The 19,963-nt window shown below is 58.5% G+C and carries 20 protein-coding genes; 7 read left to right on the top strand and 13 right to left on the bottom strand.

Annotation, left to right across the window (positions count from 1 at the left end; translation table 11 throughout):
- Positions 1-21: 21 nt before the first annotated feature.
- Genes ACQG11_RS07170 through kefG form a run of 3 tightly spaced genes read right to left on the bottom strand, consistent with a single transcriptional unit; the run spans position 22 to position 2,592 of the window.
- Positions 22-222, bottom strand: coding sequence for a YheV family putative zinc ribbon protein (locus ACQG11_RS07170; protein WP_022649597.1), 201 nt, complete (start codon positions 220-222; stop codon positions 22-24).
- Positions 223-235: 13 nt separating this feature from the next.
- Complete coding sequence (kefB, locus tag ACQG11_RS07175; protein ID WP_003861688.1) at positions 236-2,041, bottom strand: glutathione-regulated potassium-efflux system protein KefB; 1,806 nt, start codon at positions 2,039-2,041, stop codon at positions 236-238.
- Positions 2,041-2,592, bottom strand: coding sequence for a glutathione-regulated potassium-efflux system ancillary protein KefG (gene kefG, locus ACQG11_RS07180; RefSeq protein ID WP_003861686.1), 552 nt, complete (start codon positions 2,590-2,592; stop codon positions 2,041-2,043). Before kefG ends, kefB begins: the two co-directional genes overlap by 1 nt.
- A 132-nt stretch (positions 2,593-2,724) precedes the next feature.
- Here kefG and ACQG11_RS07185 point away from each other — a divergent pair, with 132 nt between their 5' ends.
- Both ACQG11_RS07185 and ACQG11_RS07190 read left to right on the top strand, forming a co-directional pair.
- Positions 2,725-4,629, top strand: a complete 1,905-nt coding sequence (locus ACQG11_RS07185) for an ABC transporter ATP-binding protein (protein ID WP_426728270.1) — start codon at positions 2,725-2,727, stop codon at positions 4,627-4,629.
- A gap of 15 nt (positions 4,630-4,644) precedes the next feature.
- Positions 4,645-5,577, top strand: coding sequence for a LysR substrate-binding domain-containing protein (locus ACQG11_RS07190; RefSeq protein ID WP_022649599.1), 933 nt, complete (start codon positions 4,645-4,647; stop codon positions 5,575-5,577).
- A gap of 100 nt (positions 5,578-5,677) precedes the next feature.
- Here ACQG11_RS07190 and mdcH read toward each other — a convergent pair whose 3' ends face one another.
- The 8 genes from mdcH to mdcA form a co-directional block, all read right to left on the bottom strand.
- Entirely contained in the window at positions 5,678-6,574 is an 897-nt protein-coding gene (gene mdcH / locus ACQG11_RS07195; RefSeq protein WP_063138223.1) for a malonate decarboxylase subunit epsilon, read from the bottom strand.
- The gene (locus tag ACQG11_RS07200) at positions 6,574-7,191 is read right to left on the bottom strand and encodes a malonate decarboxylase holo-ACP synthase (protein ID WP_165716082.1); all 618 of its coding nucleotides are present in this window, start codon (positions 7,189-7,191) and stop codon (positions 6,574-6,576) included. Before ACQG11_RS07200 ends, mdcH begins: the two co-directional genes overlap by 1 nt.
- Positions 7,192-7,193: 2 nt before the next feature.
- The gene (locus ACQG11_RS07205) at positions 7,194-8,153 is read right to left on the bottom strand and encodes an AEC family transporter (RefSeq protein WP_023307100.1); all 960 of its coding nucleotides are present in this window, start codon (positions 8,151-8,153) and stop codon (positions 7,194-7,196) included.
- Between the two features lie 123 nt (positions 8,154-8,276).
- A complete protein-coding gene (gene mdcE, locus ACQG11_RS07210) occupies positions 8,277-9,077 on the bottom strand; it encodes a biotin-independent malonate decarboxylase subunit gamma (protein ID WP_032677151.1) in 801 nt (266 codons plus the stop codon).
- Positions 9,077-9,910 (bottom strand): biotin-independent malonate decarboxylase subunit beta, encoded by an 834-nt coding sequence (locus ACQG11_RS07215; protein WP_003861672.1) that lies wholly within the window; start codon positions 9,908-9,910, stop codon positions 9,077-9,079. The genes mdcE and ACQG11_RS07215 overlap by 1 nt, the downstream gene beginning before the upstream one ends.
- Positions 9,903-10,202, bottom strand: a complete 300-nt coding sequence (mdcC, locus tag ACQG11_RS07220; protein WP_045308975.1) for a malonate decarboxylase acyl carrier protein — start codon at positions 10,200-10,202, stop codon at positions 9,903-9,905. The genes ACQG11_RS07215 and mdcC overlap by 8 nt, the downstream gene beginning before the upstream one ends.
- A gap of 9 nt (positions 10,203-10,211) precedes the next feature.
- Positions 10,212-11,069 (bottom strand): triphosphoribosyl-dephospho-CoA synthase, encoded by an 858-nt coding sequence (locus tag ACQG11_RS07225; protein WP_426728271.1) that lies wholly within the window; start codon positions 11,067-11,069, stop codon positions 10,212-10,214.
- Positions 11,069-12,724 carry a malonate decarboxylase subunit alpha gene (gene mdcA, locus ACQG11_RS07230; protein WP_426728272.1) on the bottom strand — a complete coding sequence of 552 codons (1,656 nt, stop codon included), beginning with the start codon at positions 12,722-12,724 and terminating at the stop codon, positions 11,069-11,071. The genes ACQG11_RS07225 and mdcA overlap by 1 nt, the downstream gene beginning before the upstream one ends.
- A gap of 228 nt (positions 12,725-12,952) precedes the next feature.
- Between mdcA and ACQG11_RS07235 the strand changes: the two genes are divergently transcribed.
- The 3 genes from ACQG11_RS07235 to ACQG11_RS07245 are packed head-to-tail and all read left to right on the top strand — an operon-like array spanning position 12,953 to position 15,089.
- On the top strand, positions 12,953-13,975 hold the full coding sequence (locus tag ACQG11_RS07235) for a hydrolase (RefSeq protein WP_426728273.1): 1,023 nt from the start codon (positions 12,953-12,955) through the stop codon (positions 13,973-13,975).
- Positions 13,972-14,190 (top strand): YheU family protein, encoded by a 219-nt coding sequence (locus ACQG11_RS07240; RefSeq protein WP_022649608.1) that lies wholly within the window; start codon positions 13,972-13,974, stop codon positions 14,188-14,190. Before ACQG11_RS07235 ends, ACQG11_RS07240 begins: the two co-directional genes overlap by 4 nt.
- Before the next feature lie 29 nt (positions 14,191-14,219).
- Positions 14,220-15,089: a phosphoribulokinase gene (locus ACQG11_RS07245; RefSeq protein WP_003861663.1), complete on the top strand. Its 870-nt coding sequence runs from the start codon at positions 14,220-14,222 to the stop codon at positions 15,087-15,089.
- 85 nt (positions 15,090-15,174) lie between these two features.
- On the opposite strand, the gene ACQG11_RS07250 is transcribed toward ACQG11_RS07245, so the two are convergent.
- Positions 15,175-15,579, bottom strand: a complete 405-nt coding sequence (locus ACQG11_RS07250; RefSeq protein WP_022649609.1) for an OsmC family protein — start codon at positions 15,577-15,579, stop codon at positions 15,175-15,177.
- A gap of 310 nt (positions 15,580-15,889) precedes the next feature.
- Between ACQG11_RS07250 and crp the strand changes: the two genes are divergently transcribed.
- Both crp and ACQG11_RS07260 read left to right on the top strand, forming a co-directional pair.
- Positions 15,890-16,522 carry a cAMP-activated global transcriptional regulator CRP gene (crp, locus tag ACQG11_RS07255; RefSeq protein ID WP_000242758.1) on the top strand — a complete coding sequence of 211 codons (633 nt, stop codon included), beginning with the start codon at positions 15,890-15,892 and terminating at the stop codon, positions 16,520-16,522.
- 57 nt (positions 16,523-16,579) lie between these two features.
- Complete coding sequence (locus ACQG11_RS07260) at positions 16,580-18,667, top strand: YccS/YhfK family putative transporter (protein WP_023298768.1); 2,088 nt, start codon at positions 16,580-16,582, stop codon at positions 18,665-18,667.
- Here the strand turns inward: ACQG11_RS07260 and argD are convergent.
- Positions 18,664-19,884 carry a bifunctional acetylornithine/succinyldiaminopimelate transaminase gene (gene argD, locus ACQG11_RS07265; protein WP_022649611.1) on the bottom strand — a complete coding sequence of 407 codons (1,221 nt, stop codon included), beginning with the start codon at positions 19,882-19,884 and terminating at the stop codon, positions 18,664-18,666. The genes ACQG11_RS07260 and argD overlap by 4 nt on opposite strands.
- Between the last annotated feature and the right edge of the window lie 79 nt (positions 19,885-19,963).

Raw genomic sequence — 19,963 nt, forward strand, 5'->3', positions numbered from 1 at the left:
AAAAAAACTCAGAGCATATCGCTAGTCTGGATGAAAAATGCCGATCACTTGCTCTTCTTTGCGAACGTGATCGCGGGCTTCTTTGTCGGCCTCACGCATCTGGTGACCGCACTTAACACATTCAACAATATCGATATTATTCTCCCGCCACATGGCCAGCGTATCTTGCGCCTGGCAGGACGGGCATTTTGCGCCCGCGATAAAGCGTTTACGTAAAGCCATCTTTCGTTACCCTTTATTCAAATTCATCCCAGCCGTCGAGCTGGCGTCGTTCCTGTTGCATCTCACGCTGGAAGATCTCCTCCAGTTCGCGACGCGCTTCCCGCACGCGGGAGATCTGCGCCGTGTCGCTGTGCACAGGCATCAGTTCACGCAGCATTCGCATATCCAGCCGGCGGAAATGCATCTGGGCGCGTTGCGCCTGGTGAGGATGCATACCCAGCGAAACCAGCGCCTTGCGCCCCAGCTCCAGCGCGCTGGAGAAGGTTTCGCGGGAGAAGTGTTTCACACCCGCCTGCAAAAGTTCGTGAGCCTCAACACGTCCGCGCGCACGCGCCAGAATATGCAGATGCGGGAAATGCTGCTGGCACAGCTCCACCAGCTTCATTGTGTCTTCCGGATCGTTACAGGTGATGACGATGGACTCCGCAGCCTCTGCCCCCGCCGAGCGCAGCAGCTCAAGCTGCGTCGCATCCCCGTAGTACACCTTATAACCATATTTGCGCATCAGGTTGACGGCGCTGATATCGCGCTCCAGCACCGTAATGCGCATTTTATTTGCCATCAACAGGCGACCAATCACCTGTCCGAAGCGGCCAAAGCCCACGACGATCACCTGCGGTTTATCATCTTCCACCCACGGCGCTTCGTCTTCATCGTCTGCGGGATTCAGGCGGCGCGACAGCAGTTTGTCCACCAGCTTCATCAGCAGCGGGGTGGTCATCATCGACAGCGTAACCGTCACCAGCAGCAGCGCCATCTGGTCATCTTTGAACAGCTTCTGAGACGACGCAGTGGAAAACAGCACGAACGCAAACTCTCCGCCCTGGCTTAACACGCTGGAAAACTGCATTCTTTCCGAGCTGCGCAGCCCGTAAATCCTCGCGAGGAGATACAGCACCAGCGTTTTGACCGCCACCAGCACGGCGACACTCGCAATAACCCACAGCAGATGGGTATAGAGCACGCCAAGATTAAGCGCCATACCCACCGAGATAAAGAACAGCCCTAACAGCAGTCCCTTAAACGGATCGATGGCGGTTTCCAGCTCGTGGCGGTACTCGCTTTCCGCAAGCAGCACCCCGGCGATAAACGTCCCGAGCGCCATCGACAGCCCCAGCGCATCCATAAACAGCGCTGAACCAAGCACCAGCAGCAGCGTTGCGGCGGTGAAGACCTCGCGTACGCCGGATGCGGCAATAAACCGGAACACTGGACGCAGTAAAAACCGTCCGCCGATCAGCATCCCCGCGAAGGCCAGCACCTTCATGGAGATCTTCATCCAGTCGAAATGATCGTCTCCGGAGCCTGCCAGCAGCGGCACCAGCGCCAGCGCCGGGATCACCGCTAAATCCTGGAACAGCAGCACCGAAAAGCCCAGTTGCCCCGCCTCGTTGCGGTTCATCCCTTTGTCGCGCATCAGCTGAAGCGCCATCGCCGTCGACGACATCGCAAGACCGATCCCGCCAATCACCGCCGCCTGCCAGGAAAACTGCGTCAGCATCAGCAGGCCCGCCAGAATGGCGGCGCTGAGCAATACCTGCGCCGCCCCGACGCCAAAAATAGATTGCCGCAGTTGCCACAGCTTGGATGGATTAAGCTCAAGCCCGATGATAAACATCAGGAACACCACGCCCAGCTCGGAGAAGTGGAGAATTTCATCCACATCGCTGATAAACCCAAGCCCCCAGGGACCAATGGCTATCCCCGCCAGCAAATAGCCCAGCACCGCGCCAATGCCGAGACGCGCGGCAAGGGGGACCGCGACGACGGCGGCAAACAAAAACAGCACCCCGGCGAGGAGTAAATTCGAACCGTCCATTAGCGTCCTCCCGCCGGAATCGGTGACGCCAGCCATTCGCCATAGGCCCTGGCATGGCTCGCCAGCGCTTTCGGATCCTGCCGCCGTGCCCAGTAGATAATAATCGGGCTCATCCAGTGCATACGGCACATCGCCGCCGTCAGCTCAAACGGCCGCAGAATGTCGCTCATGGGGTAACGGTTCAGCCCATCGTGACGGTAAGCGCTTTCCGGCTCACCGGTGGTGATGACACTCCGCCAGTACTTTCCCGCCAGCTGGTTGCCCCCCACCCCGCTGGAAAAACCCCGGCTCAGCACGCGGTCCAGCCACTCTTTCAGCAGCGCCGGACAGCTATAGGTATAAAGCGGATGCTGGAACACAATCACGTCGTGCTGACGCAGCAGTTCCTGCTCGTAAGGAATATCAATAAAGAAATCGGGATAGTGCGCGTAGAGATCGTGCACCGTTACGTTACTGAGCTGTGTGGCCGGCTTAAGCAGCACCCGGTTTGCCACCGAGTCCTGTGATTCCGGATGGGCATACAGCAGCAGCACTTTCGCTGTCTGAGACATCACTCCCCTCCCGGTTCTGTTTTTGTGTATTGTTGTCGTTTTGGGCTACCATGGCGGCCCGGTGGGGAAATTGGCCCACACCTTACATTATCATAATGACAAATTAACATAGTCGGAACATACGGCGCTTCTATGATTGTTTTCTCCTCGTTACAAATTCGTCGCGGCGTGCGCGTCCTGCTGGATAATGCGACTGCTACCATCAACCCGGGCCAGAAAGTGGGGCTGGTCGGCAAAAACGGCTGCGGTAAATCCACCCTGCTGGCACTGCTGAAAAACGAGATAAGCGCGGATGGCGGGAACTTTACCTTCCCGGGCAACTGGCAGCTCGCCTGGGTAAACCAGGAGACCCCCGCGCTGAGCGAACCGGCGCTCGACTATGTTATCGACGGCGACCGTGAATACCGCAAGCTCGAAGCGGAGCTCAACGCCGCCAACGAGCGCAACGACGGCCACGCCATCGCCACCGTCCACGGCAAGCTGGACGCCATCGACGCCTGGACCATTCGCTCCCGTGCCTCCAGCCTGCTGCACGGTCTGGGTTTCAGCAACGAACAGCTTGAACGCCCGGTGAGCGATTTCTCGGGCGGCTGGCGCATGCGCCTTAACCTGGCCCAAGCGCTGATCTGCCGCTCCGACCTTTTGCTGCTCGATGAACCAACCAACCACCTCGATCTTGATGCGGTTATTTGGCTGGAGAAGTGGCTCAAGAGCTATCAGGGCACTCTGATTCTGATCTCCCACGACCGCGACTTCCTCGATCCGGTAGTGGATAAAATCATTCATATCGAACAGCAAAGCATGTTCGAATACACCGGCAACTACAGCTCTTTCGAGCGCCAGCGCGCGACGCGCCTTGCCCAGCAGCAGGCGATGTATGAAAGCCAGCAGCAGCGCGTGGCGCACCTGCAAAGCTTTGTGGATCGCTTCAAGGCCAAGGCGTCAAAAGCCAAGCAGGCGCAGAGCCGCATCAAGATGCTGGAACGCATGGAGATGATCGCCCCGGCGCACGTGGATAACCCGTTCCACTTCAGCTTCCGCGAGCCGGAGAGCCTGCCGAACCCGCTGCTGAAAATGGAAAAAGTGAGCGCGGGCTATGGCGATCGCATTATTCTCGACTCTATCAAGCTCAACCTGGTGCCGGGTTCACGCATCGGTCTGCTGGGGCGTAACGGCGCCGGTAAATCGACGCTGATCAAGCTGCTGGCGGGCGAGCTTAACCCGGTCAGCGGCGAAATCGGGCTGGCGAAGGGCATCAAGCTTGGCTACTTCGCCCAGCATCAGCTGGAATTTTTACGCGCCGATGAATCGCCGATCCAGCACCTGGCGCGCCTGGCGCCGCAGGAGATGGAGCAGAAGCTGCGCGACTACCTCGGCGGCTTTGGCTTCCAGGGCGATAAGGTGACTGAAAATACAGCGCGTTTCTCCGGCGGCGAAAAAGCGCGTCTGGTGCTGGCGCTGATCGTCTGGCAGCATCCAAACCTGCTGCTGCTCGATGAACCGACCAACCACCTCGATCTCGACATGCGTCAGGCGCTGACCGAAGCGCTGATCGAGTTCGAAGGGGCGCTGGTTGTCGTTTCGCACGATCGCCACCTGATCCGCTCCACCACCGACGATCTCTATCTGGTTCACGGCGGCAAAGTGGAGCCGTTCGACGGCGATCTGGAAGATTACCAGCAGTGGCTGACGGACGTGCAGAAGCAGGAAAACCAGCCGGAAGAGTCAGCGAAAGACAACGCCAACAGCGCCCAGGCGCGTAAAGACCAGAAGCGCCGTGAAGCGGAACTGCGCACCCAGACTCAGCCGCTGCGTAAAGAGATTACCCGTCTCGAAAAAGAGATGGAAAAGCTTAACGCCACGCTTGCCGCCGTCGAAGAGAAGCTGGGCGACAGCGAACTGTACGATCAGAGCCGCAAAGCGGAGCTGACGGACTGTCTGCAAACGCAGGCGAAAACCAAATCCAGTCTCGAAGAGTGCGAAATGGCATGGCTGGACGCGCAGGAACAGCTGGAAGCGATGCTGCAAGCCGACTAACACGCCGGGAGGGTTATGGGCTTCGATACCACGAGCGAGATTACATTCCGTAAGCTCAGCATCTTCATGACGTTCATGGACAAGGGCAATATCGCACGTACCGCCGAAACGCTCGGCCTGAGCGGTGTCAGCGTGCACCGCGCGCTGCATACCCTCGAAGAGAACGTCCGCTGCCCGCTCTTTGCTCACAAAGGGCGTAACCTGATTGCCCTCCCCTCCGCGTGGACGCTGCTGGAGTATTGTCAGGAGGTGATGCAGGTGATGGAGCGCGGGCTGGAAGAGTCGCGCAAGATTGCCGGTATCGGCCAGGGACGGTTGCGCGTCGGTACGCTTTACTCGCTGACGCTGGAAACCGTGCCGCGCCTGATAATGGGCATGAAGCTGCGCCGTCCGGATCTGGAGATGGATCTGACGATGGGCTCGAACGAAACCCTGCTCCATATGCTGGATGAGGGGTCGCTGGATGCGATTTTAATCTCTATCTCCGAGAGCGATATCGACCGTAACAGCCTCGAAGTGCTGCCCCTGTTCCATGACGATATTTTCCTTGCCGCACCGGCCTCTGCCACGCTGAATACCAGCGGTCCCGCCGATCTGCGTGACTATAAAGATCAGAAGTTTGTCGCCCTCGCGGAAGGGTTCGCCACTTACGCCGGCTTTCAGGAAGCGTTTCATATTGCCGGTTTCGAGCCGGAGATTGTGACGCGGGTAAACGATATTTTCTCGATGCTGAGCCTGGTGCAGGCGGGGGTCGGGTTTACGCTGATGCCGGGCAGGATGAAGAAAGTGTACGAAAATTCGGTGCAGCTACTGAAGCTGGCACAGCCGTACCAGATGCAGCAGCTGATTGCGATCGTCTTTGCCCGCAACCGCGAGCAGGATCCGAGCCTGCGGGCATTGGCCGCGGAAGGGCGGATGTATGCCAGAAGTTTGCAGGACGGAGCCTGAGGCCTTGCCGGGTGGCGACGCGTTGCGTCTTACCCGGCCTACAAAATAATACAACCGAACCCGTAGGCCCGGTAAGGCGCAGCCGCCACCGGGCAAAAAGTCACCGCTGAAGTCGACCCGCCAGATGCACCGCCACGTCCACCCCGCTGCGCTCCAGCGAAATGGATTCGCCTTCCCACGCCGCCTGCCGCGTCAGGCAGGTTAATATGCCTCCCGGCGGCATCTCAATCGCCAGCCGCGCTTCACGCTCGTTAGCGGAAATCACCGCCTCCTGCCAGCGCACGGTTCGCGCCATGTTCATTGCCAGATCGTCGGCAATTTTCTCCGCCTGCCAGAGCACGCGTCCGGTACTGCCGCTCAGGTACGCGCAGCGGGGACGGGAAAGCGTGACCGATTCAAACGCCGCTGCCAGCTTCTTCGCCGGTTCCGCCAGCAGCGCGCAGTGCGATGGCACGCTCACCGCCAGCCGTTTGGCCTTGCTTGCGCCCTTCGCCAGCGCGCGCTCCGCCACCTGCGCCATACCTTCATCGGTTCCGGCAATCACGATCTGCGTTTCGGCGTTCAGGTTAGCGATATAGGTTCCAGTCCCCTGAATCAGGTTTTCCACCTGCGGCAGGGTCAACCCCATAATCGCCGTCAGGCCGTAGCCGTGCGGATACGCCTGCTCCATCAAATCACCGCGCAGCGCCACCAGCTTCAGCGCATCCGTAAAGTCCAGCGAGCCTGCGATAACCGCCGCAGGATAAGCGCCAATGGACAGACCGCTGACAATATCCGGCGACACGCCGCGACGTTCCAGCTCGCGCGCCCAGGCCACGCCGGCAATCAGCAGTGAAAGCTGAACCGCACGGGTGTGGGTTAACGAGGATGCGCTGTCCAGGGTATCGACTTCCGCCCCCAGCACAGCACGGGCCTGCTCCAGCTCCGTTCCCGGCAGGTTTTGCAGCATACCTTCGTGCTGTGTGCCCTGCCCCGGAAAGGTAAACAGTATTTTCATTACTCCTCCCTGTGCCATGGATCCGCTACCAGGCGCGGTCCACATTGCGTTTTTAGCAGCGTTTTGCCGTCGCGTAACCATTCTGCCAGCGCGAATCCGCCCTCGGGCGTGTCCACCTGCGTATCCGCCCGGCACAACGCACGGCTGAGCTGAGCCTGCCAGTCAGTAAACGCCTCAGGGGAAACGGTACGCGGGGCGCGGATCAGCAGATCGAGATCGCTATCGGCGTGGATCACCGGAATGCCGGTCGCCAGCGCGTAACCCGTACTGCCGGTTATCCCCCACGTCCACGGCCACGACTGCTGCGCAAGCTGAAGCGCCACCTGAACCGGCGGCTGAGTGACAAACGGCGAACGCAGCAGGTCGGCGGCAACGCTCAACTCTTCGGGCGACACCACGCGCAACACGTTCTCAGGCTTCACCCATCCGGCCGCCCGCTGGTCGCGGCGCAATCCGCGCACGCCAACGGGAATACGGCCTTCATTATCAACATCACGCCGCACCACTACCGGTAGCCCGGTATGCCAGGCCGCATCTACCCAGGATTCGGTAATCCCTTCCAGGGCGTCGCGCGCGGTAAGCCAGATGAGGTCGTGTGGGCGTAATGTTGTGGTCATAATTACATTCCTGAAGTCAGCGAGATAAACAGCGGCAGCGACAGAATACACAGTATGGAGCTCAACAGCAGCACGGCTTCAGCATCCGGCGACTGCACGCCAAAGCGGTTACCGAACACCACGCCAAAGAAGCCCGCAGACAGCGCAATCATCAGGATGGCGGTGATCGCCACGGAGCCGTGCAGACCGAAGATTAAAACGATACCCCAGGCAATCGCTGGCTGGATCAGCAGCTTGGCGATAGTGGAAGTGATCACCATGGTGTTGATCTGAAGCTTACGCGCGGAGAGGATCACCCCGGTCAGGAACAGCGCCGCAGCGGTCGCGGACAGTCCCAGCGGTTTAATCGCCGCCAGTACCAGCTCCGGCATTTTGATGCCGATAGCGGACAGGATCACACCCAGCAGCGGGCCCATCACGATCGGTTTTTTAATGGAGCGCCACATCAGCACCGGCAGCATGGAAAGCGTTGAACCGGAGTTATTGCCTTCGGCGCGGGCTTTCTCACGCTCCAGAATAAGCAGGCAGAACGGGGTCATCAGCACCGAACCACAGGCGATGGAGACCGCCACGGAGAGTGAAGTAGAAGAACTTTCACCCAGCACGCTGCCCAGAATCGGCAGGCCGAGCGCCGCATAGTTTGGCAGAGCGACGGTCAGCGTCAGTACGGCCGCATCCTGCGGAGATTTTTTAAAGACTTTGGTGGCGAGGAAGTAGATGGCCGCATAGGTGATCCACATCGCCAGGGTGAGAACCAGGATCAGCGGCGACTGCGCCACAATGCCGGTCCACGGGGTTTGCACGGTGGCGCTGAACAGCGCGGCAGGGAGTGCAAAATCCATAACGAAGATATTCAGCAGGGAAACATTTTTGTTATCGACCATCTTTGCTTTACCGGCCCAGAATCCCAGCAGCATGATGACGAAAATCGGTGCAAGAGCATGAACAATTACGTAAGTCATAAATCACCTGTAGTAAAAAAGTTTAAGCACTGGCGCGATGTTTATTATTTTCAGGATGCAGGTTCCCGCGTGGACGCAACGGGCGCGCCCACGGGGTAATGCATCTGGCAGGTCTCTTTTTACTTACCAGCTGGCTCGCATACGTTCACGTACGAGCGCCGAGCTGCGGCGGTTGTCAGCACCCAGACGGTTTTTCAACGTGGTGTCCTGACGAGCGTCGCTGATGGCCTGTTGCAGGGTAGTTTTCACCCGCGTCAGATCGCTTTCGGAAGGGGCATCCGGGTTGCTGATATCCAGCAGGTCGGAGAGCAGCCCCAGCGTGGCGTAGTTGCTGATGTCGTACGCCATTGGCGGAATGGTTGCCGCCAGTTTTTCCAGCGCCTCCACGGTACGCAGCGTAATGCGCGCAGCAGACTCTTTGCCCATGGCATGGATCAGCACGCCTTTATCGTTGAAGGCAATCAGGCGGTTGGCCTGGTAGCCGTGCGCCAGAAACGCGCCGGACATGGCCTTACCGACGATAAGACCAATCACCGGATGCCCCGCCAGCCGCGCATTGGCATAGGCGGCAGCGGCGCCGGCCAGCGCCTGGTGGATACCAAACGCCTCTTCGCGACGGCCATAGGCCTGGCTTGGGACATCGATCACCGCCACAATCGGGCGCTTCACGGCTTTATCGGCGTCAGCGGCGACGGTTTCGCTGACCACTTTTGCCAGCGTCCATCCTTCCAGCAGGCCGACTTCACCCTGCGCCGCGCGCGGGAAGTGGTTGTTGGCGTCCGGCACCACGGCGACAAAGCGCACCGTTTCATCGTTCAGCTCGCCGTCTGCCGCCTGCACGGACGGGCATAACCCCTCCAGACGTTTCGCGTTCGGGGCCAGAGTTTCCAGCCAGAGTTCGCCACGGCTAATTGAGTTAGTCATCATTTCACCTCCCGGGCAAAAAGCGCTTTAATCTGTTCGGCATCGGCCTGTTTGCGGGTGTCGAAATTCGTCAGACGGTTCAGGTAATCGTCGTAGTTATCGGTGCGATGTTTCGCCGGTACGCCTTTGGCGATGGCCTCGTTCATCGCGGCTTTCACCGCGTTCACGCCGTCGCCCACCAGCGCGTCCACCAGCCCACTTTCATAGCGCACTTCGCCGCCGGTCATGCTCCAGATAAACGGACGGTCGCGGGAGTCATACTCTTCAATGCCCGCTTCCTGCTCAATAACCTGCGGGCCGTTGAGGCCAAGACGCGCTTCGCGGGTCACAATCAGGTAGCTGCACAGCGCCGCGGCGATAGACATCCCGCCGAAGCAGCCCACGGTCCCGGCGACAATCCCGACAACCGGGGTATAGCGACGCAGGTCAACGATCGCGGCGTGGATATCGGCAATCGCCGCCAGGCCAAGGTTGGCTTCCTGCAAACGTACGCCGCCGGTTTCGAGGCACAGTACCGCCTGAGTCGGAATGCCGTTGCGGTTATCTTCCGCCGCCAGCTCCAGCGCCGCCGCCATTTTGGCACCGGACACTTCGCCCATGCTGCCGCCCTGGAAGGTGCCTTCAATCGCCACCACCACTGCAGGCTGGCCGTTGATGGTCCCTTTCGCGACTACCATGCCGTCATCGGCCTGAGGAACAATCCCCTGTGGCCCAAGCCACGGAGAGATAATGCCTTCAAACGGATCCAGCAGTTCGCGGTAGCTGCCGTCGTCGAGCAGCGCCTGCGCACGCTGGCGCGCTTTTAATTCGATAAAGCTGCTGTCATCACGCATGGTTCACCCCTTCAAAAACCTGTTCGATACGAATGCGTGCCACGCCCGGCGTCGCGCCGAAGTCGTGGATGGTCAGCTTACCTGCGGGCAGGCTGCTGACGGTTTGCAGGCGATTGAACAACGCCTCCCAGCGCCCACGGCTGTTGTCGACGGAGGTGGTGATATCAATGGTTAAGGTCTGGCCCGGTTCGGCGGTGAAAAGCACCTCCATATCCCCGGAACCGACTACCCCTGCCAGCGCCCTGCCGCTTACTTCGCGGCTGGCGGGCACGGTCAATATGATTTTTTCCATAACATCCTCTTAATGCTTTGAATAGGGCGTTTCGATGCGGTCAAGAAACAGCGTGGCGGCAAGCAGGTCTGCGGCTCCGCCCGGCGAGGCGTTAAGCGTCAGCATCTGACGGTCTAACCGCGCCAGCGCCTGCTGCCCGGCGAGGGTTGCGCATCCTCCGGCGTTCAGCACCGCACGGGCGCCGTTCTGCATGGCGTCCAGCCCCTCCATGCCGGCGCGCGACAGCACGCAGGTGTCGGTGAGCGAGGTCATGATCGCCATCAGCGCGTCGAGTCTGGCCTGCGTTTCGCTGCTGCCGTTGAGACGGCTGAGGTGAAGCTGCGGCAGCGCGCGCTGCATGATGTGCGGAAACGCCTGCTGAGCCTCTTCACGCGCGCCCGGTACACGGTAGCGGTGCGTGACGCGTAACCCCTTGCTGAATACTTTCGGCGCCGCGTCATCCGGCAGTTTCGCCAGCTGAGCGGCGGTGTTCGCGACGGTTTGCGCCCGGGCATCGCCGCCCAGCATCGCCACCGCGCTCACCAGCAATCCCAGCGCCCAGATCGCGCCACGGTGTGTGTTCACGCCGTCGGTAGCGGCCATCATCTGCCGTTCGCCTTCACGACCCAGGCGGCCAACGGTTTGCCTGAGGGCAATATCCGCCGGACGCTGCCAGCTCTGTTGCGCCAGCGCCTGAAACGTGGGGGTCAGGCTGTGAGCGGAGCGCTCCATCAGCGCAAGCGATAAATCGTGATGCGCGCCGTTCCCCCGGCTGTCCACCAGACCGGGCTTCGGGCTTAAACGTGCTTCGTCAATCAGACACTGCGTGGCGGTTCGCGCCAGCCATTCGGCACCGCCTTCAACCTGGATCTGGGGCAGAAGTTTCATTACCAGCTCCGGAATTTCGCAGGTGGGTTATACAGGCCGCCGGACCACTCAACGAGGTCAGCCACGCTGCCCGCAGCCAGCAGAGAGCGGGTGGCATCGGTACGACGAATACCCATATCTTCCGGATACACAACCTTGCCGCTCTGGCGCAGTTCCGCCACGCGTTTGGCATCAACGCCCAGACCGATATCGGTGATACCCGCCACGGCGGCGACCATGGCGCGACGCTCTTCCAGATCTTTCGCCCGGTAGAGGTAAGCAATCCCCTCTTCCGTCAGCACGTGGGTGACGTCATCGCCGTAAATCATAACCGGCGCCAGCGGCATGCCGGAGGCTTTCGCCACGTCTACGGCGTCGAGTTTCTCCACGAAGGTTGGCTTCACGCCCGCCTGGAAGGTTTCCACCATCTGCACAACCAGCTTTTTACCGCGCTGCATCGGGTCAGGCTCGGTGATCATGTTCAGCCAGGCCGGTGTGGCGTGGCGACGACCGTGCGGATCGTGGCCCATGTTTGGTGCGCCGCCGAAGCCGGAGAGACGGCCGCGGGTCACGGTTGAGGAGTTAGCGTAACCATCAACCTGTAGAGTGGAACCGATAAACATATCGACCGCGTACTGACCAGCCAGCTGACAGAAGGCGCGGTTAGAGCGCATGGAGCCGTCAGCACCGGTAAAGAACACGTCCGGACGGGCGCGGATGTACTCTTCCATCCCCAGCTCGCCGCCGAAGCAGTGGACGCTCTCCACCCAGCCGCTTTCGATGGCCGGGATCAGCGTTGGATGCGGGTTCAGCGTCCAGTGTTTACAAATTTTGCCTTTGAGTCCGAGCTGTTCGCCGTAGGTTGGCAGCAGCAGTTCGATCGCTGCGGTATTAAAGCCAATCCCGTGGTTCAGGGACTGCACCTGGTGTTCAGCGTAGATGCCTTTAATCGCCATCATCGCCATCAGGATGTGTTCCTGTTTAATCAGGCGCGGGTCGCGGGTGAAGAGCGGCTCAATAAAGAACGGCTTGTCCGCCACCACCACGTAATCGATCCACGAGCCCGGAATATCGACGCGCGGCAGGTCGCACTCGTCGTCCACCAGCTCGTTCACTTGTGCGATGACGATGCCGTCGTGGAACGCGGCGGCTTCCACCAGCGCCGGGGTATCTTCGGTACTCGCCCCGGTGTAGAGGTTACCTTTACGGTCCGCTTTAAAACCGGCAATCAGCGCCACGTTTGGCGAAAGGTCGACGTATAAACGTGAGTAGAGTTCGATGTAGGTGTGAATCGCCCCGATTTCGAGCTGACCATCCTCCAGCAGCTGCGAAATGCGCAGGCTTTGCGTACCGGAGAAGGAGAAGTCGAGCTTGCGGGCGATTCCTTTCTCAAAGATGTCCAGATGTTCGCTGCGGCCCACGCTCGGCATGATCATATGCAGATCGTGCACGATTAGCGGGTTCACTTCGGCCAGTGAACGGGAAAGGAAATCCGCCTGCTTCTGGTTGTTGCCTTCCAGAACGACTTTGTCGCCTGGTGCGATCAGTTTTTCCAGCATGGCGACAAGATCGCCGGTTGGCAGTACCTTGCCCTGCACCGGTACGGACGCCAGACGACGCGCTTTCTCGCTGCGTCGGGTGTTCCATTGCCGGGTGGGTGTTTGCCCAGATAACATTATTAACCTCCTGATTCAGCACATCATTCTGATTTGCTTAACGTTGAGTAAAGTGTGCGCTCTGGTGAGAAAGGCATCAATTAAGCGTAGGACGTAATCATTAGCCTGAGAGTAATAATCAAGGTAAAGAAATGTGATCGGGATCAGTTCATGTTTCGGAAAAACGGGCTAAACGGGGTACAATTCGGAAGGTATAGTTAATTTCTGACAAGAATCAGCATCGCCCTTATGACCCAAATCATTCCCTCAGACTTCGACATTGCAGCCGAAGAGAGCGCAGAGTTCGTGCCCATGCGCGGTGTGGCTAACCCTCACCTGCAAACCATGCTGCCGCGCCTGATCCGCCGCAAGGTGCAGTTCAACCCCTACTGGCAGCGCATTGACCTGCCGGACGGTGACTTTTTGGATCTCGCCTGGAGCGAAGATCCGGATCGGGCCAGACATAAACCCCGTCTGGTGGTGTTTCACGGCCTGGAAGGCAGCCTGCACAGCCCTTACGCACACGGTCTCATTGAGGCGGCGAAAGCCCGCGGCTGGCTTGGGGTGGTGATGCATTTTCGCGGATGCAGCGGCGAGCCTAACCGTCAGAAACGCATTTATCACTCGGGTGAAACCGAGGACGGCTCCTGGTTCCTGCGCTGGCTAAGAGACAATTTCGGCGAAGCACCAACGGCAGCGGTGGGGTATTCGCTGGGCGGGAATATGCTGGCCTGCCTGCTGGCGAAGGAGAGCGACGCCGTACCGCTGGATGCGGCGGTGATTGTCTCTGCGCCCTTTATGCTGGAGCAGTGCAGTTATCATATGGAAAAGGGGTTTTCGCGGGTCTATCAGCGTTATCTGCTCAACCTGCTGAAAGCCAACGCCGCACGTAAACTTAAGGCCTATCCGGATACGCTGCCTGTGACGCTGCAACAGCTCAAACGCGTGAAGCGCCTGCGCGAGTTTGATGATTTGATCACCTCTAAAATTCACGGCTTTGCCGATGCGATTGACTATTACCGTCAGTGCAGCGCTATGCCTTTACTGAATCAAATCACGAAACCCACGCTGATTATCCACGCCAAAGACGATCCGTTTATGGATCATCACTCGATCCCCGCCCCTGACTATCTGCCGGATAACGTGGAGTATCAGCTCACCGAGTTCGGCGGGCACGTCGGCTTTGTTGGCGGCACGCTGCGTCGGCCAAAAATGTGGCTTGAGACGCGTATACCCGACTGGTTAACGGCCTATCTGGACGGTAAAAAATGATTATTCCCTGGCAGGATCTCTCTCCCGACACGCTCGATAATCTGATTGAAAGCTTTGTCTTGCGCGAAGGCACCGATTATGGTGAACATGAACGTTCGCTTGAACAAAAGGTCAGCGATGTGAAGCGCCAGCTTAAAAGCGGCGACGTGGTGCTGGTATGGTCCGAACTGCATGAGACGGTGAATATCATGCCCCGCAACGCGTTTCATGGCTGATCTTACATTTTTCCAGTCAGGGAGTTGCTATGTCTGCCAGACATCCGGTTATTGCCGTTACGGGTTCGAGTGGGGCGGGAACCACTACCACCAGCCTCGCCTTCCGCAAGATTTTCGCCCAGCTTAACTTACGGGCGGCAGAGGTAGAGGGCGACAGCTTTCACCGCTACACGCGCCCGGAGATGGATATGGCCATCCGCAAGGCGCGCGATCTGGGTAAACACATCAGCTATTTTGGCCCGGAGGCCAATGACTTCGGCCTGCTGGAGCAAACCTTCCGTGAATACGGGCAGAGCGGCACCGGGCAGTCCCGCAAGTATCTCCATACCTACGATGAAGCCGTGCCCTGGAACCAGGTCCCCGGCACGTTCACGCCCTGGCAGCCGCTGCCGGAACCGACTGACGTGCTGTTTTACGAAGGATTGCACGGCGGCGTGGTGACGCCTCAGCACGACGTGGCGCGCCATGTGGATTTGCTGGTGGGAGTGGTGCCGATTGTTAACCTTGAGTGGATCCAGAAGCTGACGCGTGACATGAGCGAGCGCGGCCATTCGCGAGAGGCGGTAATGGATTCGGTGGTGCGCTCCATGGAAGATTACATCAACTTCCTCACGCCGCAGTTCTCCCGAACCCACATTAACTTCCAGCGCGTCCCCACCGTGGACACCTCCAACCCGTTCGCCGCAAAAAGCATCCCTTCCCTGGACGAGAGCTTTGTGGTGATCCACTTCCGCAACCTGGAAGGCATTGATTACCCCTGGCTGCTGGCGATGCTACAAGGTTCGTTTATTTCGCACATGAATACGTTAGTGGTACCGGGCGGAAAAATGGGGCTGGCGATGGAGCTGATCATGACGCCACTGGTGCAGCGGCTGATGGAAGGAAAGCAAATCGCGTGAGTTGTTTTGCCCGGTGGCGCTGCGCTTACCGGGCCTACGGGCGTGCTTTTGTAGGGCGGGTAAGCAAAGCGCCACCCGCCAAAAATTAAGCCTCGATCACTTCATACGAATGGGTGATGTTTACCGCTTTCTCCAGCATTAACGCCACAGAGCAGTATTTCTCCGCAGACAGGTCAACCGCACGCGAGACCGCCGCATCCTTCAGTTCTTTGCCGGTGACGATAAAGTGCAGATTAATATGCGTGAACAGACGTGGCGCCTCTTCGCGACGTTCTGACGTCAGCTTCACTTCACAATCGGTCACGTCATGACGGCCTTTTTGCAGGATCGACACCACGTCGATCGCACTGCATCCACCTGCCGCCATCAGCACCATTTCCATCGGGCTTGGGGCTTTATCGCCGGAGTTGCCATCCATCAAAACCTGGTGCCCGGAAGCAGACTCGCCCAGGAACGTTAACCCTTCAACCCATTTCACACGCGCTTGCATATTCACTCACTCCAACGTTGCATTTTTTATGACAGATTACGTGTACGTTACATTTCTCGCAACGGAAGGCGACCTGCGTCATGCTGAAGCGAGACACCAGGAGACACGCGGCGAAAGCTATGCTAAAACACTCTGGATGCTACAGTAATACATTGACGTTACACATGTATGCAGAGGACATCAAACTTTACTGGCTGCGAAACGTTACGACAGCCGACTTCCCAGGTATGGGTAAGAATTCGATTGCAACCCCAGAGTCCGGATGCATCTTATGACTCTGGTGACAGCTTATAACAGAGGATAACAGCGCATGGTGCTTGGCAAACCGCAAACAGACCCGACTCTCGAATGGTTCTTGTCTCATTGCCACATTCATAAGTACCCATCAAAGAGCACGCTGATTCACCAGGGTGAAAAAGCGGAAACGTTGTATTACATCGTTAAAGGCTCGGTGGCCGTGCTGATCAAAGATGAAGAAGGGAAAGAGATGATCCTTTCTTATCTGAACCAGGGCGATTTTATCGGTGAACTGGGCCTGTTTGAAGAAGGCCAGGAACGTAGCGCCTGGGTTCGTGCAAAAACAGCATGTGAAGTGGCTGAAATTTCTTACAAGAAATTCCGTCAGCTGATTCAGGTCAACCCTGACATCCTGATGCGTCTTTCTTCCCAGATGGCACGCCGTCTGCAAGTGACCTCTGAGAAGGTGGGTAACCTCGCCTTCCTGGACGTGACCGGTCGTATCGCGCAGACTCTGTTGAACCTGGCGAAACAGCCAGACGCCATGACCCACCCTGACGGTATGCAAATTAAAATTACCCGCCAGGAAATCGGTCAGATCGTCGGCTGCTCCCGTGAAACAGTGGGCCGTATCCTGAAGATGCTGGAAGATCAAAACCTGATCTCCGCCCACGGTAAAACCATCGTGGTTTACGGGACCCGTTAATTCCGGTCAGACGGCGTGCCGCCGCAGGGTGGCACGCCGTTTTTGTCTCTACTCCTTATGTGGCGCAGGCTGATCTATCACCCGGAAGTTAACTACGCACTGCGACAAACGCTGGTGTTGTGTCTTCCCGTGGCCGTGGGCCTGATCCTCGGACATCTTCAGCAAGGCCTGCTGTTTTCCCTCGTGCCCGCCTGCTGCAACATTGCCGGTCTGGACACCCCGCATAAACGCTTTTTCAAACGCCTGATTATTGGCGGCTGCCTGTTTGCCGGCTGTAGCCTTGCCGTGCAACTCTTACTGGCCCGCGACATTCCTCTGCCGCTGATCCTGACCGTGCTGGCGATGACGCTTGGCGTAACCGCTGAAATCAGCTCGCTGCACGCCCGCCTGCTTCCTGCGTCGCTGATTGCCGCCATCTTCACCTTAAGCCTTGCGGGCAATATGCCGGTGTGGGAGCCATTGCTGATCTACGCCCTCGGCACGCTGTGGTACGGGCTGTTTAACTGGTTCTGGTTCTGGTTGTGGCGGGAACAGCCGCTTCGCGAATCCCTGAGCCTGCTCTACGTGCAGCTTGCTGAATACTGCGAAGCAAAATACACCCTGCTCACGCAACATACCGACCCGGAAAAATCCCTGCCGCCGCTGCTGGCACGCCAGCAAAAAGTGGTGGATCTGATCAGCCAGTGCTATCAGCAGTTGCACATGCTTGCCGCCAACAAAAATCATGAATATAAGCGGCTGCTGCGTACCTTTCAGGTCGGGCTGGATTTGCAGGAGCATATTTCCGTCAGCCTTCATAATCCGGAAGAGGTGCAAAAGCTGGTGGAGCGCAGCCATGCGGAAGCGGTGATCCGCTGGAACGCGCAGACCGTCGCGGCGCGCCTGCGGGTGCTGGCTGAGGATATCCTCTATCACCGCTATCCGACGCGCTTTAACATGGACAAACAGCTCGGCGCGCTGGAAAAGATTGCGCGTCAGCACGCGGATAACCCGGTCGGGCAGTTTGCCGCCTGGCATTTCAGCCGCATCGCCCGGGTGTTGCGCACCCAGCGCCCGCTTTATACCCGGGACCTGATGGCCGATAAGCAAAAACGACTGCCGTTGCTGCCTGCGCTCAAAAGCTACCTGTCGCTGAAGTCTTCCGCCCTGCGCAACGCCGCAAGAATTAGCGTCATGCTCAGCATCGCCAGCCTGATGGGAATGGCCCTGCACCTGCCGAAACCCTACTGGATCTTAATGACCGTGCTGTTTGTCACCCAGAACGGCTATGGCGCCACGCGGGTGCGCATTCTGCATCGGGCGGGCGGCACGATGGCGGGGCTGATTATCGCGGGCGTAACGTTGCACTTCCACGTGCCGGAAGGGTATACGCTGGTCGGCATGCTGGCGATTACGATGGTGAGTTATCTGATCATCCGTAAAAACTACGGCTGGGCGACGGTGGGCTTTACGGTAACGGCGGTGTACACCCTGCAGTTGCTTACGCTCAACGCCGATCAGTTAATTATTGCCCGCCTGGTCGATACCCTGATTGGCTGCCTGATCGCCTTTGGCGGCATGGTCTGGCTGTGGCCGCAGTGGCAAAGTGGATTACTGAGGCAAAACGCCCACGACGCGCTGGAGGCGGATCAGCAGGCCATTCGCCTGATCCTGAGCGACGACCCGCAGCCGTCTCCGCTGGCCTACGAGCGCATGAAGGTCAACCAGGCGCATAATGCCCTGTTCAACTCCCTTAACCAGGCCATGCAGGAGCCGGGCTTCAACTCGCACTATCTGGCAGACATGAAGCTGTGGGTCACGCACAGCCAGTTTATCGTCGAACACATCAATGCCATGACCACGCTGGCGCGCGAGCACACCATGCTGACGCCGGATCTGGCGCAGCGCTATTTGCAGTCGTGTGAAATTGCCCTCCAGCGCTGTCAGCAGCGTCTGGAGTACGACGCGCCGGGCGAGTCAGGGGATTCGAACATTCTGGAAGCGCCGGAGACGCTGACCCACGGGCCGATGAGCACCCTGGAGCAGCATTTACAGCGCGTTCTCGGGCATCTCAACACCATGCACACCATTTCGTCGGTGGCATGGCGTCAGCGTCCGCATCACGGGATTTGGTTAACGCGCCGGTTAAAACGAACCGCGTATTAGCCTCTGACGATCTTCGCGACCGCCGCGGCAAAACGGGTTAACCCGTCTTCGATGTCTTTGTCTTCCACCACCAGCGACGGCGCGAAGCGCATCACGTCCGGCCCGGCGTTGAGCACCATGACGCCTTCGTGCGCGGCGGCGTGCAGGAAATCGCGCGCGCGGCCTTTGTACTGAGGCTTCAGCTCGGCGCCGATCAGCAGTCCCATCCCGCGGATTTCACTGAAGACATCAAACTGTTCGTCAATCTGCTGAAGATGTTTCACAAAAAGGGCGCGTTTCGCATTCACGCCATTCAGGACGTCCGGCGTATTAATGATGTCGAACGCCGCTCCCGCCACGGCGCACGCCAGCGGATTACCGCCGTAAGTGGAGCCGTGTGAGCCCACATGAAATGCGGAAGCAATATCCTGGGTGGTTAGCACCGCGCTGACCGGGAAACCGCCGCCGAGCGCTTTCGCGCTGGTCAGAATATCCGGCGTTACGCCGTAGTGCATATAAGCGAACAGGTCTCCGGTACGCCCCATACCACACTGCACTTCATCAAACACCAGCAGCGCCTGGTGCTCGTCGCACAGCTCACGCAGACCTTGCAGAAATTCCGGGGTGGCCGCCGTGACGCCGCCTTCCCCCTGAATGGGTTCGACCACCACGGCACAGGTGTGATCGTCTATCACCGCTTTAACGGCGTGCAGATCGTTAAACGGCACATGGATGATATCCGCAGGTTTCGGACCAAAGCCGTCGGAATACTTCGGCTGGCCGCCAACGGAAACGGTAAAGAACGAGCGACCGTGGAAGGCGTTATGGAAGGCGATGATTTTGGTTTTGTACGGACTATGACGCGTGGTTGCGTAGTAGCGCGCAAGCTTAAAGGCGGTTTCGTTGGCTTCGGTGCCAGAGTTCATAAACAGCACGCGTTCGGCGAAGGTGGCATCGATGATCTTACGCCCCAGACGCAGCGCCGGTTCGTTAGTGAACACGTTGCTGGTGTGCCACAGCGTTTCGCCCTGCGTTTTCAGCGCGTCCACCAGCGCAGGATGGCAATGGCCCAGCGCCGTCACCGCAATACCGCCTGCGAAATCAACATACTCATTGCCCTGCTGATCCCAGACGCGGCTGCCTCTCCCTTTCACCGGGATAAACTCAGCCGGTGCATAAATCGGCAGGATCACTTCATCGAATGTCGCGCGGGTAATTGCTGGTTGTTCAGTTGCCATGTCATGACCATCCATTTTTATGTCACAGTGATTGTGAAAATATAAGCACAAAATATGCATAAAAAATCACAACAAGGCA

It is taken from the genome of Enterobacter cloacae complex sp. 372C4, assembly GCF_050030615.1.
In the GTDB taxonomy this organism is placed as follows: domain Bacteria; phylum Pseudomonadota; class Gammaproteobacteria; order Enterobacterales; family Enterobacteriaceae; genus Enterobacter; species Enterobacter intestinihominis.

What these genes read in the sequence shown, in the direction of transcription:
- ACQG11_RS07170 (WP_022649597.1), bottom strand. Translation starts at nt 222, where the DNA reads ATGGCTTTACGTAAACGCTTTATCGCGGGCGCAAAATGCCCGTCCTGC.
- kefB (WP_003861688.1), bottom strand. Translation starts at nt 2,041, where the DNA reads ATGGACGGTTCGAATTTACTCCTCGCCGGGGTGCTGTTTTTGTTTGCC.
- kefG (WP_003861686.1), bottom strand. Translation starts at nt 2,592, where the DNA reads ATGTCTCAGACAGCGAAAGTGCTGCTGCTGTATGCCCATCCGGAATCA.
- ACQG11_RS07185 (WP_426728270.1), top strand. Translation starts at nt 2,725, where the DNA reads ATGATTGTTTTCTCCTCGTTACAAATTCGTCGCGGCGTGCGCGTCCTG.
- ACQG11_RS07190 (WP_022649599.1), top strand. Translation starts at nt 4,645, where the DNA reads ATGGGCTTCGATACCACGAGCGAGATTACATTCCGTAAGCTCAGCATC.
- mdcH (WP_063138223.1), bottom strand. Translation starts at nt 6,574, where the DNA reads ATGAAAATACTGTTTACCTTTCCGGGGCAGGGCACACAGCACGAAGGT.
- ACQG11_RS07200 (WP_165716082.1), bottom strand. Translation starts at nt 7,191, where the DNA reads ATGACCACAACATTACGCCCACACGACCTCATCTGGCTTACCGCGCGC.
- ACQG11_RS07205 (WP_023307100.1), bottom strand. Translation starts at nt 8,153, where the DNA reads ATGACTTACGTAATTGTTCATGCTCTTGCACCGATTTTCGTCATCATG.
- mdcE (WP_032677151.1), bottom strand. Translation starts at nt 9,077, where the DNA reads ATGACTAACTCAATTAGCCGTGGCGAACTCTGGCTGGAAACTCTGGCC.
- ACQG11_RS07215 (WP_003861672.1), bottom strand. Translation starts at nt 9,910, where the DNA reads ATGCGTGATGACAGCAGCTTTATCGAATTAAAAGCGCGCCAGCGTGCG.
- mdcC (WP_045308975.1), bottom strand. Translation starts at nt 10,202, where the DNA reads ATGGAAAAAATCATATTGACCGTGCCCGCCAGCCGCGAAGTAAGCGGC.
- ACQG11_RS07225 (WP_426728271.1), bottom strand. Translation starts at nt 11,069, where the DNA reads ATGAAACTTCTGCCCCAGATCCAGGTTGAAGGCGGTGCCGAATGGCTG.
- mdcA (WP_426728272.1), bottom strand. Translation starts at nt 12,724, where the DNA reads ATGTTATCTGGGCAAACACCCACCCGGCAATGGAACACCCGACGCAGC.
- ACQG11_RS07235 (WP_426728273.1), top strand. Translation starts at nt 12,953, where the DNA reads ATGACCCAAATCATTCCCTCAGACTTCGACATTGCAGCCGAAGAGAGC.
- ACQG11_RS07240 (WP_022649608.1), top strand. Translation starts at nt 13,972, where the DNA reads ATGATTATTCCCTGGCAGGATCTCTCTCCCGACACGCTCGATAATCTG.
- ACQG11_RS07245 (WP_003861663.1), top strand. Translation starts at nt 14,220, where the DNA reads ATGTCTGCCAGACATCCGGTTATTGCCGTTACGGGTTCGAGTGGGGCG.
- ACQG11_RS07250 (WP_022649609.1), bottom strand. Translation starts at nt 15,579, where the DNA reads ATGCAAGCGCGTGTGAAATGGGTTGAAGGGTTAACGTTCCTGGGCGAG.
- crp (WP_000242758.1), top strand. Translation starts at nt 15,890, where the DNA reads ATGGTGCTTGGCAAACCGCAAACAGACCCGACTCTCGAATGGTTCTTG.
- ACQG11_RS07260 (WP_023298768.1), top strand. Translation starts at nt 16,580, where the DNA reads ATGTGGCGCAGGCTGATCTATCACCCGGAAGTTAACTACGCACTGCGA.
- argD (WP_022649611.1), bottom strand. Translation starts at nt 19,884, where the DNA reads ATGGCAACTGAACAACCAGCAATTACCCGCGCGACATTCGATGAAGTG.